We start from the raw sequence: 13,968 nt of genomic DNA, 5'->3' as shown, positions 1-13,968 counted from the left end.
GCTTTAAATTTGTTCAACATAAGAGTTATTTTTAAACAAAAAACATGTCGACTATAGTTTCTAAAGCAGAAGAATTTGCTACCATTAAATTGACATCCGATTCTGTCGCAAATTATCTTTATCATAATCTTAGGCATACACAACATGTAGTTGATAGTACCAAAGAATTGATTACGGGTGAAAAAGTTGACGAAAAAAATGCTGAACAACTTTTGGTTGCCGCGTGGTTTCATGATGTTGGTTACACGATTTCTTACAATGACCATGAAAAGCACAGCTGTGAACTGGTAAAAGATTTTTTGACTAAAAATGATTGTTCTCCATCATTTATAGATAGTGTATGTGCACTTATTATGGCCACCGTTAAAGATTACGAGCCAAAGAACCACCTTGAGAAAATTATTTGCGATGCAGACTCTTCGCATTTGGCTATTAAAAATTATATGGCAATCTCAGAATTACAACGCGAAGAACTTGCCTCAATTGGTAGACAGAAGTATTCAATTGCAGACTGGAGAGAAGAAAATATTCGCATATTAAGAACCGAACATCGCTTTTACACCGAATATGCATTAGAAAATTGGCAAGAAGGAAAAGACAAGAATATCAAAAGGCTCATTAAGGCAAAAAAGAAGAGCAACGACCTCGTTAAGAAAGAAAGTCTAAAAGCACAGTTTAAAGGAGAACTGCCTGATAGGGGCATACAAACCTTATATCGTGTTACGTTACAAAATCACTTAAAACTAAGTGATATCGCTGATACAAAAGCAAACATTCTTCTATCGGTCAATGCAATTATAATATCAATGGCCTTGGCCAACCTTATACCTAAGTTAGATAACCCGACGAACGAATATCTCATTTATCCAACATTTACATTTATACTTTTTAGTGTCGTTTCTATGGTGATGTCAATTTTAGCCACTAAGCCTAATGTTACTTCTGGGCAGTTTACCGAAGAGGAAGTGAAATCAAAAAAGGTAAACCTACTTTTCTTTGGTAACTTTCATAAAATGAAATTGTCTCAATACGAATGGGCAATGTCTGAGCTAATTAAGGATAAAGATTATATCTATAGTTCTCTTACGAAGGACCTTTATTTTCTTGGAATTGTTTTGGAAAGAAAGTACAGATTACTTCGTTGGACGTACACCATCTTTATGATTGGTATGGTAATATCAGTTATTGTATTTGGTATTGCCCTAAAATTTTATGGGCCAGACCGTGTATTGGAACTACCAGTTATGCAGCCTTAGTGGGCTAATTTATTATTTATAAAAGTTAAAACCTTATCGTTCTAAAGCTAAAAAAACTATACATAATAGAACACCAATTACAGCAACAACGATGGTGAACTTTAATGCTTTTACAATTGACGATTCCGTTTCTTGTTTATCAATGTTAACTCTGGTCATGAGCAATAGTATTTTGGTTATCTAAATTCAAATTTAGTACCTACAACTCACATGTATTAACTTGATTAACGATTATGTTACCTGTATTAAGAATTGGTTCGTACTAATCGAACTTCTTAGAAAAGCTGAATCTGAGTTTCTTTAAAACTCTTCTTTGGAGCTGAACATACAGGGCATTCATAATCTTCTAGATCCTGAAATTTTGTTCCTGACAAAATATGTAAACTTTCATCACCAAAAGCCTCATCATAAACCGTAAAACAATCTTGGCATTGAAATAAAGTTGTTTTTGCATCTATAATTTCAACACTCGTGGTTTCTTCAGTATCACCTGACCTGCCCAATTGATCAAAATACATTTTACTTAATTCCATTAATAATCCTGGTAATTCAATCTTATCAATGTCCTGAGCATACGTTATATAGTTCTGGCTATTGGGGTCGAAATGCTCAAAATGCAATACGTTATACGAAGGCCTTACTTCAAATTCTTTAACAAGAGTGGGTAAACTGTTCTTTTCAATAATCACCGAGGCAAAGTGTGAGCGTTTACCCACTTCATTGCTAATACCAAATGTGAGACCGTAAGTGCTAATATCATTTTGGTCAAAACTACGCACCAAAAATTTCTTCAATTCCAATGCTTCACCGTCATCTATGGGCACATGCCAATTCATTTCTAACTGTGAATGTCTTACGTTAATACCTCGTTTTCCTAAAAATCTTTCCAGCTCTGGCCTGCTTGATTTTTTAATCCCTTTTACAACAAACGATTTCCAAGGCGTAATACAAATTTTTCCAATACTGTTATCCAAACAAAAACCGCAGAATTCTTTCAAAAAAGACAGGTCGTATTTATTGTTTCTCCAATACAGGCCCAACCAATAGGAGTCTGAACCCAACCTGTTCATTCCTTCATAATACGGAAAGGTTTGAAACGGAATCTTTAATTCTTTTTCAATGGTTTTATTGTTCGTTTCAAGATTCTTATTCATCACAAAAAAAAGCTCATCCACATCAGATATATCCTCGTGTATTTCTTCAATTTGTTTGGAGATTAAATTGATGTCCCAACTATAGATTAATACCGGGTAAAATGCAGACGATTTCCAGTGTGGCAACTTAATATTTAAATACCAATAATCTTCATTATCAGAAGCTATAAAATTAAGGTTGCCATTAAAAATAGGAACCAAACGCTGCTTAGGGTCGGTAATATTAATTTTCAATTTTGGTAAAAAATCAAACCCCTCAAGTATATAGAGATAGGTAGAGCCTTTTAACCAATGGGTCATATCAAAAATATCTGCAGACACATACGAGCTTACAATATTTTGATAAGACCGATTGCCAATGATGTCGGTATTAAACTTAGAGATACTTTCTAGTTGTTCTTCTTTTGCATCTTTTAACGGAAATAGAATATCTTGTCTAGACCCAAAGTTAACACTTGTAAGGCCTGCTGACTCTAGCATCGTAATTATATCTTTCAATTCACCAGGTGAGGTCACCCCGCCTTTAATCAATATTCTATGAAGATCGTCGTTCATACCTGATATTTTAATTGGTCAAAACCATATGATTTTTCAATAATTCCTTTATTTCGGGCTTACAACTTCCACACCCTAAGCCAGCTCCTGTTTCTGAACACAGCGTATTGAAATTTGTACACCCACCTTGTATAGCATCTTGGATATTACCTTCTCCAACCTGACTACAAGAACATACCAACTTGCCTTTTAACGGCACAGAAGAAGAAGCTCCCCGCAACAATTCATTTCTTTTTTCCGATAGTTCTATTTCTTCCTCAATCAACCTTTTAAACTCGGCAAACTCATTTTTATCACCCATTAAAATAGCACCTTTTAATGTATCATCTTTTACGATACACTTCTTATAAAAGCGCTTGCTTACATCCATCAAAATTATTTCTTCGTACGATGTGTCACCTACTGGAGCGTTAACCATACCTATACTACAAAGGTCTAAATTTTCGAACTTTAAAATGTTCATTAATACCGAACCATTATATATGCTACTAAAGTCGCCAAGTATATAATTTGCCGCAATATTGGCCTGTTGTTCGGCTGCTGAGGTAATGCCAAAGAGTGAATTATTGAACTCCGCAATTTCCCCTAATGCAAAAATTGAAGGGTCGCTACTTTGTAAATAAGAATTGACCACTACCCCTCTTCGGGTATTAATCCCTGTATGCTTTGCCAATTCAATATTTGGCCGGGTACCAATGGCATATACAATCGCATTACATTGAATGGTGCGTCCCGTTTTCAGGTTGACCGAAAGGCTGTGTTTTACGTCTCTATCTTCAAAAACGGTACTTACTTCATTATCAAAATAAAGATTTATACCTCTTTCCACTACATCTTCGGCCAATAGGCGACTGGCTACATTATCTAATTGCCGCTCCATTAAACGGGGCGCACGTTGAATAATACTAATATTTATGTTGATTTTTTTAAGTGCTGCGGCAAGTTCCAATCCTAATAATCCACCACCAACGATAACGACATTTTGTTCGTGGGCCGGCAATCCGGTTTCTATTAAGTACTTCCTTAGTTTATCTGCATCGCCACGTTCGCGCATGGTAAATCGGCCCGGTAATTGTATCTGAACATCGCTTGGTATAAATGCTCTACTACCCGTCGCCATGATTAATAAATCATATGAATGCTGCACACCATTTGAATCTACTGCCGTCTTATTGTCTGCATCTATATTGTCGATACCAATACCCGAATGCAATTCAACTTCCAGTTTTTGTAATTCTCCCTTTTTCAATTTCTCTAAAGCTTCCCAAGAAAGTTCATTGCTCACATATTCCGGCAAAAGGACCCTATTGTAAAACGGGTCTTTTTCTTTTGAAAACACATGTAGGGAGTCCGTCGTATTCTTTTCTCGATACGATTGTATAAATCGATACGCAGCAGCTCCTGCCCCAATTACAATTATCTTCTGTTTTTCCTTTACGAACTTAGAGACTTCAACGGCGCAATATTTAAAATCCGGTTCTTTAGAAACAGGGTCTACCAAGTCGTTCGTAAGGTTGTTCGCCCTACCAAAATCATTGTTCAACACTTTGCCCCAGTGCATTGGTAAAAAAACAACAGATTCACGAATATCATAGTTAAGCTGCACCTTCACCTGCACCTGCCCCCTTCGGCTTTTTACAACCGCTATATCTCCTTCACTAATCTTTCTTAAATAAGCATCTACCTTATTCATTTCCAAATACGGCTGTGGAATATGGGTAAGCAATCGTTTTACCTTTCCTGTTTTGGTGCGGGTATGCCATTGGTCGCGAACCCTACCTGAATTTAGAATTAAAGGATATGCTGTATCTGTTTCTTCAGATTTATTATATAAGGTGCTAGGCGCATTAAAGTGCGCTTTTTTATCGTTAGTGAAAAATTGACGATCAATAAATAAGCGTGGAGTACCGGGGTGTGTATTATGTGGAACCGGCCATTGAAAGCTCCCTTCATTTTTAAGGCGTTCATATGATAACCCAGAAATGTCAATTTCAGTACCCTTAGTCAACAAACAATGCTCATCATATACTTCACTACTATTTTTATAATCAAAACCATGATACCCCATTGCCTGTGCAAATCGCCATATAATTTCAGCATCGGGCAACGCTTCCCCAGGAGCATCTATTACCTTGGGCAAGTAACTAATACGTCGTTCAGAATTGGTCATGGTACCTTCTTTCTCTAACCAACCAGCCGCCGGCAATAAAAGATCGGCAAATTTTGTGGTTTCAGAATTATGGGAAATGTCCTGTACCACAACAAATTTTGCGTTCTTTAACGCTTTTTCAACTTTATTGGCATTGGGCATACTCACTGCAGGGTTGGTACAAATAATCCAGATTGCTTTTAGTTTTCCATTTTCTAGCGCATCGAACATTTCAGTTGCGGTATAGCCAGGCTCTGATTGAATTTCTCCACTACCCCAAAAATCTGATACTTCTTTTCTGTGTACTGGGTTCGCTAAATCTTTATGCGCTGCCAATAAACTAGCCATGCCACCTACTTCACGACCTCCCATGGCATTGGGTTGGCCCGTTAACGAAAATGGCCCTGCACCGGGTTTCCCAATTTGGCCCGTCAATAATGATAAGTTTAAAAGCGAAACATTCTTTGCGACACCGATAACACTTTGGTTGAGCCCCATAGTCCACATACTAATGAACTTTTTGGCATTCCCAATATACTCGGCAGCCTTTTTAATATCACTAGATTCTATACCACACTTTTTAGCAGCTTCTTTAATTGATAACGTGAAAGCCGTTTCTTTACAAGCTTCAAAATTTACGGTATGTTTTTTAATGAACGCTGTATCGATTTTTCTTTTTTCAATCAGCCTACGTGCAATGGCATTGAAAAGAATAACATCCGTACCTGGTAAAATTTGTAAGTGTAAATCTGCTGCCGCACAGGTTTGGGTTTTTCTTGGATCGACTACAATTATTTTTACTTGCGGATATTCTTCTTTATGCTTTTCTAACCTACGGTACAAAATAGGATGGCACCAAGCCGGATTAGCACCTGCTATTAAAAAGCAATCTGCCAATTCAATATCCTCATACGAGATTGGTACCGAGTCTTCGCCGAGTGTTTTTTTATATCCCACCACCGCAGAACTCATACACAATCTAGAGTTTGTGTCTATATTATTGGTCCCAATAAAACCTTTGGTCAGCTTGTTAATTAAATAATACTCTTCGGTCAAACATTGCCCGGAAACATAAAAACCGACACTATCTGGGCCGTACTTAGCGATTATACTCTTAAAAACAGCTGCTGCACGTTCAAAAGCTGCATCCCAACTAACCCGTTGTAAAGGATGGTTGCGGCTCCATTTCATCTCCGGATATAAAATGCGATCTGAAGTATCTTGAGCTACGTAATTCAAATTACGCCCCTTTGTACACAACATTCCCTTATTTGATGGATAATCAGGATTTCCTTCGACCGAAATAGTGCCCTTTGCATCAACGTTTACCAACATACCGCAGCCAACGCCGCAATAAGAACAAATGGTTTTATGTGTTTTTTTATTTTGCATAATAGGGAGGTTGATGAACAACTAAATTTATACACTGCAAATTATAAAAATACGTATTAATACGTAGTTAATTTTCAATAAAAGATATAGGCTAATTTCTCAGGATTAGGAATAATTACCCCGTATTGATACGATTAATTCAAAAAGCAATGAATTGTAGACGATATTCTATACCAAATTATGCTTTTGTGCTTTTTTAGAGAGGTCAATAAGATTCTTCACCTCCATCTTACGCATTAAATTAAAACGGTGCGTTTCTATGGTACGCTTACTATTCTTTAATTTTTCGGAAATCTGTTGATTTGTCAACCCAGAAAGAACAAGCTCCAATACCATAAGTTCCTTATTGGTCAAATCAAAAACATTGTCACCAACTTCGTTTTTATTCACCTTTGTAGCCAATGGCTTATTCGTGCTCAACAGATTGTTCACTAGAACATTGCTAATATCTCCACTAAAATATTTTCCACCATCGCGAACCGTATGTATAGCTTTTATAAATTCAGTCTTATCGGTATCTTTCAATAAATACCCATTTGCACCCGCGCTTATAGATTTTAAGATATACTCTTCAGAATCGTGCATTGAAAGAATTATAGATTTAACCTGAGTATTACTCTTTGTAAGTGCTTCAACAGCATCGATACCATTCATAACGGGCATTCTAATATCTATAATAAGCAAGTCTGGTTGTACCTTTTCAACCAATTCAATCGCCTCTTGACCATTTGATGCTTCACCAATGACTTTCAAATCGGCCTCGCTCTCCAACAAAGAACGGATTCCGTCCCTAACCAAGGCATGGTCATCTGCCAATACAATTCTTGTTACTTCACTCAAAATATAGGTAATTATACGTATCGTGCTAAATTACGTATAATTTTAAAATGAAAAAGAGCCATCCGTACCACAAAAAGGTATAGACAGCTCCTATCGAGGCATTGTTAAAAATCAATTATTCTTTTGACGAACTAAAAAGCTTAGGCTTAATTGTCAACATAACCCATGCCCAATTTTGACTATTGGCTGCAAGTTCTTCTGTAACACCTTTCAATTCATACATCCCATCTGAAGCAAACATTTGAGAATATCCCACAGCTAAACCATAACCATTGAATGATTTAGAAAATACCAAATCCAATTCTGTGCCTAACGATTTTTCGCCACTAGCTAATTCTTGCTGCCCACTAAAATTCAGAACTTTCACCAGTAAGCTAGATTTTTTACCTAAATCAAATTTTGCACTCGCATGAATATCGGTCAACCCAACGGAGTTTGCATGATTGCCTACGTAGAAATAATCCATAAAACCATTGAACTTATGATTGGTACCATAAAGCGGAAAGAATGCTTCCGTTTTATCTGTCGTATCTGCCTTATTACCACTAATTATTTCCGTTCCCAGACCTAAAGCTACCTTGTCACTAGCTTTGTAACCTAACTCTAGACCAATCAAATAAGCACCGCCAACTTTTACAATATTTTGTCGTTCTCCTGTTTGCAAGAATACATTTGCACTTGCATTGAAGCTTCCTTTTTTATATTCCAAATGCGCACCTATGGTCTGTAGATTGCTCGTTCCGTCAGCTTCATCCAGGATGTTGAAATTTTGAAATCCGTTGTTCAATGCTAGGATGCTTCCAGAAAAATCTGTCCATTGCTGTTTTGCATACAGGTACTGCATTGTTTTATAGGTGAAAAATCCTGTAGTGTTATAAGCCGTTCCAACGGATTGAAACCCTGCAGGATTATCAAAATCTTGACTGAAGGCAAGACCAACATCCAACATGAATTTTTCCTTTTTATACTTTAAAAGGCCAGCATCATGATTTCTACCCTGCTGCGCCCAATCTAATCCCCCAAATATGCGTTGGTCATCATACGATATAACTTGTCTGCCCAATTTTGTCGACCAGCCTTTGCCTAAATTAATAGCTGCCCAAGCCTCAAACACCGCAAATGAATCATTCTGGTCATCGGGTAAAATCTGTCTGTTTTCTCCCCAAACCATTACGTCTTGAAAACTCAAATAAAATAGATATGAATCGATATCGTAAGATACATTTAAACGTGCTCGGGTTGATATGGCAAAACCTGCATCTGCAGCGTCGGGTATTACATTGCCATATCCATGCCTATACTCTGTTCTTGGTCTAAACTGACCATCTAAAGTAAATTGGGCAACAGAAAACTGTACGCATAGTACGGCAAGCAATACTATTATATATTGATTTTTCATGTGATGAATTGATTAAGGTTATCGAGAAATAAATTACCTGCCCAATATTGGACAATTGATTGTTTTCCAATTAAAATTGGGTTTCTAGCAATTATTCCGCAGTAGAAAATGACAATTCTCTTTTAAGCTCTGCCTGTACCGCTTTTTCATCTGCCGTAGAAAACTTGATGGCCAATGTTGTAAGCGCACTTACCACTACCAAACCTCCAATAACAAAATATCCGCTTGATACTGCGCTTGAAGCTGCAGCTGCTTGAGCTGCTTTCATAGCCTCTTCTCCTAAATTTGAGTTGGCAGCTAAAGCGGTAGTTTCAGCCATCGCAGATTTTGATTTTAAAAAGAGTGCTGCTAAAAATGCTCCCACATTTCCACCCGCTCCCACGATTCCAGATATAGAACCAATCGCTTTTTTATTGATAAAAGGAACTACAGAAAATGTTGCGCCTTCTGCCATTTGAACGGTTAGACTAAATGCGATTAGAAAGATAATTCCCATTGCGAAACTGGTCGTAAGTGAGAAAATAGATAACATTGCCCCTTCAAGCGCTAAAATAACCGTCAAGAAGATTACCCTACCTCTCAGCCCTTTAAGTTTTCCGAAACGATCACCAAAAAAACCGCCTAACGTACGGGCAAAAATATTCATCAGTGCAAACGATAGCACCAAATTACCAGCTGTAGATCTCGTAAGGCCAAAGGTATTTTGCAAATAATCATCCATTGTACCATAAACCGTCAATTCCATTCCAAAACATGCGGCATATACAATGAAAAGTATCCAAACGCGGTAATCTTTTAACACGCTCATAAAAGACTCCTCATCCTTTTTAAACTTTGGCATTTTACCCGCCTCTTTTAATTCTTTAAAATTACCTTCTGGAGTGTCTTGAGTAAAGAAGAAATAAATTACGCCCATAAGCATCGCAATTATGCCTGCTATTATCATAGAATAGCGCCAAGCAATTTCATCAGCAACACCAAAACTAACTACCGCTGCCGCAATTAATGGCATACCTAAACGATTGGCGCCTCCTCCTAAATTTCCCCAGCCCGCAGAGGTTGCATTTGCAGTACCCACAATGTTGGGCGCAAACATAATAGAGGTATGAAATTGTGTAATCACAAAGGATGCTCCTATGAAACCAATAAATAATCTACAGATTAAAAATTGCGTCGGAGTTTGCACAAACCCTATTAGAATCACGGGTATTGCGCCTAAAATTAATAGATAGGTATAGCATAATCGTGGTCCGTATTTATCGCACAATTTTCCGATAAGTAATCTTGCAAATACGGTTCCGGTTACAGCCAGTATAATGGAATTCCATTTTTGGTCAGGAGAAAGTCCTAAATCCTTCACTACATCTGGCATAAAAGGTACTATTCCAAACCATGCAAAGAAGCATATAAAGAATGCGATAGACGTAATCCAAAAAGTACGTATGGGCATACTTTTTAAGTTGGTTAACTTTAATGTGGTCGATTTTTTAGATTGATTTTCCATAATGTACACGGTTTTAATTAATTATGATGTACAAACCTACTATTTAAAATACGTATATATACTTAGTTTTAATAATTTTTACGATTAAGTACGTATTTTTATCTGAGTTAGAATCTGAAGTGCTTTAAAATAAATGATTCGGAATTATCACTGCCAAAATTTGCAGAATTCACATATCTAACATTCCGGCAGTGGTCAAAGTCAACCTGAAATACGTAGTATACTACTACTAATAATAAAACGCTTATGGTCTAGTATGCTGAGTGTAAAACACGTTGTACTTCTTCTTCAAAAAAGGAAGGATGGTCTGCAACAACATCGCCAATAACAATTATACCTGGCAGTTCCATTCTAATAGCCTCTATATATTTTTTAATGGTTTCTAAAGTTGCCACAATACAGCGCTCATTTTCTGTAGTCCCATTTTGAATTAAAGCAATAGGTGTCATTTTACCCCTGTACTTAATAACCTCGTCAACTATTTGGTTCAGTTTTCGAACCCCCATTAATATGACCATTGTGGTTGATGATTTCGATGCATATACTAAATCTTGTGAAAACGAACCGTCTCTTTTAGTTGCGGTCATCACCCAAAAACTACTGCTAACCCCTCTTTTTGTCATGGGTATCCCCTGACTAGATGGTACGGCAATTGCACTCGAAATACCTGGCACTAAACTTACAGGTATACCAAATGATTCTACATATTCAATTTCTTCATTTGCTCTACCAAATACAAAAGGGTCTCCTCCTTTTAATCGAACTACATGTCCAAATTCAAAAGCATATGTAACGATGAGTTCATTGATTTCTTCTTGCGTATGTGAGTGTAAACCACATCGTTTACCTATGTATACTTTAGGTATATCAGTACGTATTTGTAATAATAGTTCTTTGCTTACTAATGCATCATATAGAATAACATCTGCGTTTTGTAAAATTCTTAAACCCCTTACTGTAATTAGGTCTTCAGCTCCTGGTCCTGCTCCAACTAAGGATACTTTTGCATTTTTATTCAACTTCATTTTCGTGTGATTTAGTATTAATAATTATCAAATCAGCAACAATAATACGTAATTTTTTCAATATAATTAGATATTATATACGTATTAATACGTAATATTGTTACGTAGATAAATTATAAGGGTATGAAAACTATACTAGTTGTCGGAAATGGAATGGTAGGCTACAAATTCTGTGAGAAGTTTGTAGCTCGTGAAGAGAGCAAACAATACAAGCTTATCGTATTTGGTGAAGAGCCACGTGTAGCCTATGATCGTGTGCATCTAAGTGAATTTTTCGGTAATAGAGATGCGAAGGCTTTAGAATTGGCTCCTTTACACTGGTATGCCGATAATAATATAGACCTTATTGTTAATGAAAGGGTAACCGACATTCATAGAACTAAAAAAACAATTACCACAGCTAGTGAAAAGGAATTCAATTATGACTATCTGGTATTAGCGACTGGTTCGGCACCTTTTGTTCCTCCTATTAAAGGAGTTGAAAAAAAAGGTGTGTTCGTTTATAGAACCATAGAGGACCTTGAAGATATGTTAACATATGCCGAAGAGATTAAAAAATCTAAATCTAACGGAAAGGCAGCGATATTAGGCGGCGGACTCTTAGGGCTTGAAGCTGGAAAAGCAGTAATGGATATGGGCCTTGAACCCCATGTTGTTGAATTTGCCCCTAAATTAATGCCCAGACAATTAGATTCTAGAAGCAGCAATGTGCTTCAACTCACCCTTGAAACTATTGGCATTTCTATACATACCGGTAAGGCAACCAATAGCATATTGGGAAATGGTGCCATTACAGGAATGGATTTTGGGGAGGATGACACATTAGATGTTGATATGCTCGTAATATCAGCAGGTATACGACCTAGAGATGAATTAGCAAAAACCTGCAATTTAGAAATGGGTATTCGTGGCGGAATTATCGTGAATAATAAAATGCAAACGTCTGACCCAACTATATACGCTATTGGTGAAGTTGCACTATATAACCAAATGATTTACGGACTTGTTGCTCCTGGATATGAAATGGCAGAAGTTGCTGTTAATCAAATTCTCAATTCAACTGATGTAGTGATGAAATCTGAAATAGATATGTCTACCAAATTGAAGTTAATTGGGGTAGATGTGGCAAGTTTTGGCATCCCTTATATGCCTGCTAACAAAGGACTCTCTATAATTTATGAAAATAAGACCAAGGGTATTTATAAGAGGATAAATGTTAGTCATGATGGCAAAACTCTTTTAGGAGGAATTATGGTGGGAGATGCTGAAGATTATAGTATTCTACACCAAATGTTTCTTAATAATATGCCCTTGCCTGATAATGCAGAAGAGCTGATTGTAGGTTCTCGTGGTGAAGGTGGCTCTGCTTTTGGTAGCGCTATGGACTTGCCCGATACAGCTGTTATTTGTTCTTGCGAAGCGGTTACCAAAGGCGCTGTTTGTTGCTCCGTACTAGAAGATGGCAATGAAACCGTAAAATCTGTGGCTAAAGCAACTAAAGCAACAACGGGTTGTGGTGGTTGCAAACCAATGGTTGCCGATTTGGTGAAGGAAAGTTTAAAAACTTTAGGCAAAACCGTAAAAGACCGACTTTGCGAACATTTTGACTTTTCACGACAAGAACTTTTTGATATCGTGAAATTAAGAGGTATTGATGATTATGATGATTTGCTGGATGAAGTTGGAGCCGGTAATGGTTGCGAGGTATGTAAACCGGCTGTAGCTGCCATTTTTGCCAGTATCTATAATGAAACTGCTAATAAACAGGAATCTATTCAAGACAGTAATGATCGCTACTTGGCAAATATTCAACGTAATGGAACCTATTCAGTCGTGCCACGCGTAGCCGGTGGGGAAATCACTCCAAAACAATTAATGGCCATGGGCAGAATTGCCCAGAAATACGATTTATATACAAAAATCACTGGTGGTCAGCGTATAGACATGTTCGGGGCAAAACTGCATGAACTTCCCCTTATCTGGGAAGAGCTCATAAAAGAAGGATTCGAAACCGGGCAGGCCTACGGTAAATCTTTACGAACGGTTAAAAGTTGTGTGGGTTCTACATGGTGTAGGTATGGTATGGATGAGAGTGTCAGCTTTGCGATAGAAATAGAAAATAGATATAAGGGAATTCGTTCTCCGCATAAATTTAAAGGAGGCGTATCGGGTTGTATTCGTGAATGTGCAGAAGCGCGTGGCAAAGATTTTGGCTTCATCGCCGTTGAAGGTGGATGGAATGTGTATGTAGGTGGTAATGGTGGCGCTAGTCCAAAACACGCCATTTTACTGGCAGAAAAAGTAGATAAAGAAACAGCAATAAAATATGTTGATCGTTTTATCATGTTCTATATAAAAACCGCTGCGCCTCTACAACGTACCGCACCATGGTTAGAAAAATTGGAAGGTGGAGTCACCTACTTACAAAATGTGGTGATTAATGATTCACTCGGTATTGCTAAAGAATTAGATGCGGAAATGCAAGCCTTGGTAGATTCTTATGTATGTGAATGGAAAGAAGCCGTTGAAACTCCAGAAATCAGAGAGCGATATACCCATTTCGTAAATTCTGAAGAAGCAGATAACAACATCGAATTTATAGCACTTAGAGACCAAAAAATGCCTAAGGAGTGGGCTTAATGGTTGATGGTTGATGGTTGATGGTAAGAAATGAATCAATGGTGAGTTTTAAAA

General features: G+C 37.3%; 9 protein-coding genes. 2 read left to right on the top strand and 7 right to left on the bottom strand.

What is annotated here, in order from left to right; all coding sequences use genetic code 11:
- Nucleotides 1-44: 44 nt before the first annotated feature.
- Nucleotides 45-1,256, top strand: a complete 1,212-nt coding sequence (locus AAC084_RS01135) for a Pycsar system effector family protein (RefSeq protein ID WP_339835758.1) — start codon at nucleotides 45-47, stop codon at nucleotides 1,254-1,256.
- Nucleotides 1,257-1,289: 33 nt separating this feature from the next.
- Here AAC084_RS01135 and AAC084_RS01130 read toward each other — a convergent pair whose 3' ends face one another.
- The 7 genes from AAC084_RS01130 to cobA form a co-directional block, all read right to left on the bottom strand.
- Nucleotides 1,290-1,415 (bottom strand): hypothetical protein, encoded by a 126-nt coding sequence (locus tag AAC084_RS01130; RefSeq protein WP_339835755.1) that lies wholly within the window; start codon nucleotides 1,413-1,415, stop codon nucleotides 1,290-1,292.
- Nucleotides 1,416-1,531: 116 nt separating this feature from the next.
- On the bottom strand, nucleotides 1,532-2,965 hold the full coding sequence (locus AAC084_RS01125) for a rubredoxin (RefSeq protein WP_339835752.1): 1,434 nt from the start codon (nucleotides 2,963-2,965) through the stop codon (nucleotides 1,532-1,534).
- 10 nt (nucleotides 2,966-2,975) lie between these two features.
- The gene (locus AAC084_RS01120; protein WP_339835750.1) at nucleotides 2,976-6,506 is read right to left on the bottom strand and encodes a molybdopterin-dependent oxidoreductase; all 3,531 of its coding nucleotides are present in this window, start codon (nucleotides 6,504-6,506) and stop codon (nucleotides 2,976-2,978) included.
- Nucleotides 6,507-6,674: 168 nt separating this feature from the next.
- On the bottom strand, nucleotides 6,675-7,346 hold the full coding sequence (locus tag AAC084_RS01115) for a response regulator transcription factor (protein WP_339835747.1): 672 nt from the start codon (nucleotides 7,344-7,346) through the stop codon (nucleotides 6,675-6,677).
- 115 nt (nucleotides 7,347-7,461) lie between these two features.
- Nucleotides 7,462-8,745: an alginate export family protein gene (locus tag AAC084_RS01110; protein WP_339835744.1), complete on the bottom strand. Its 1,284-nt coding sequence runs from the start codon at nucleotides 8,743-8,745 to the stop codon at nucleotides 7,462-7,464.
- A 91-nt stretch (nucleotides 8,746-8,836) separates the two neighbouring features.
- Nucleotides 8,837-10,249, bottom strand: a complete 1,413-nt coding sequence (locus AAC084_RS01105; protein ID WP_339835741.1) for a NarK family nitrate/nitrite MFS transporter — start codon at nucleotides 10,247-10,249, stop codon at nucleotides 8,837-8,839.
- Nucleotides 10,250-10,500: 251 nt separating this feature from the next.
- Nucleotides 10,501-11,274, bottom strand: coding sequence for a uroporphyrinogen-III C-methyltransferase (cobA, locus tag AAC084_RS01100; protein ID WP_339835738.1), 774 nt, complete (start codon nucleotides 11,272-11,274; stop codon nucleotides 10,501-10,503).
- Between the two features lie 123 nt (nucleotides 11,275-11,397).
- Between cobA and nirB the strand changes: the two genes are divergently transcribed.
- The gene (gene nirB / locus AAC084_RS01095; protein WP_339835734.1) at nucleotides 11,398-13,914 is read left to right on the top strand and encodes a nitrite reductase large subunit NirB; all 2,517 of its coding nucleotides are present in this window, start codon (nucleotides 11,398-11,400) and stop codon (nucleotides 13,912-13,914) included.
- Nucleotides 13,915-13,968 lie beyond the last annotated feature (54 nt).

Source organism: uncultured Maribacter sp. (genome assembly GCF_963977385.1).
In the GTDB taxonomy this organism is placed as follows: Bacteria; Bacteroidota; Bacteroidia; order Flavobacteriales; family Flavobacteriaceae; genus Maribacter.
This window is presented reverse-complemented; position numbering and strand designations above follow the sequence as displayed.

Coding starts and splice junctions, on each gene's coding strand:
- AAC084_RS01135 (WP_339835758.1), top strand. CDS start 45: ATGTCGACTATAGTTTCTAAAGCAGAAGAATTTGCTACCATTAAATTG.
- AAC084_RS01105 (WP_339835741.1), bottom strand. CDS start 10,249: ATGGAAAATCAATCTAAAAAATCGACCACATTAAAGTTAACCAACTTA.
- nirB (WP_339835734.1), top strand. CDS start 11,398: ATGAAAACTATACTAGTTGTCGGAAATGGAATGGTAGGCTACAAATTC.
- AAC084_RS01130 (WP_339835755.1), bottom strand. CDS start 1,415: ATGACCAGAGTTAACATTGATAAACAAGAAACGGAATCGTCAATTGTA.
- AAC084_RS01110 (WP_339835744.1), bottom strand. CDS start 8,745: ATGAAAAATCAATATATAATAGTATTGCTTGCCGTACTATGCGTACAG.
- cobA (WP_339835738.1), bottom strand. CDS start 11,274: ATGAAGTTGAATAAAAATGCAAAAGTATCCTTAGTTGGAGCAGGACCA.
- AAC084_RS01125 (WP_339835752.1), bottom strand. CDS start 2,965: ATGAACGACGATCTTCATAGAATATTGATTAAAGGCGGGGTGACCTCA.
- AAC084_RS01120 (WP_339835750.1), bottom strand. CDS start 6,506: ATGCAAAATAAAAAAACACATAAAACCATTTGTTCTTATTGCGGCGTT.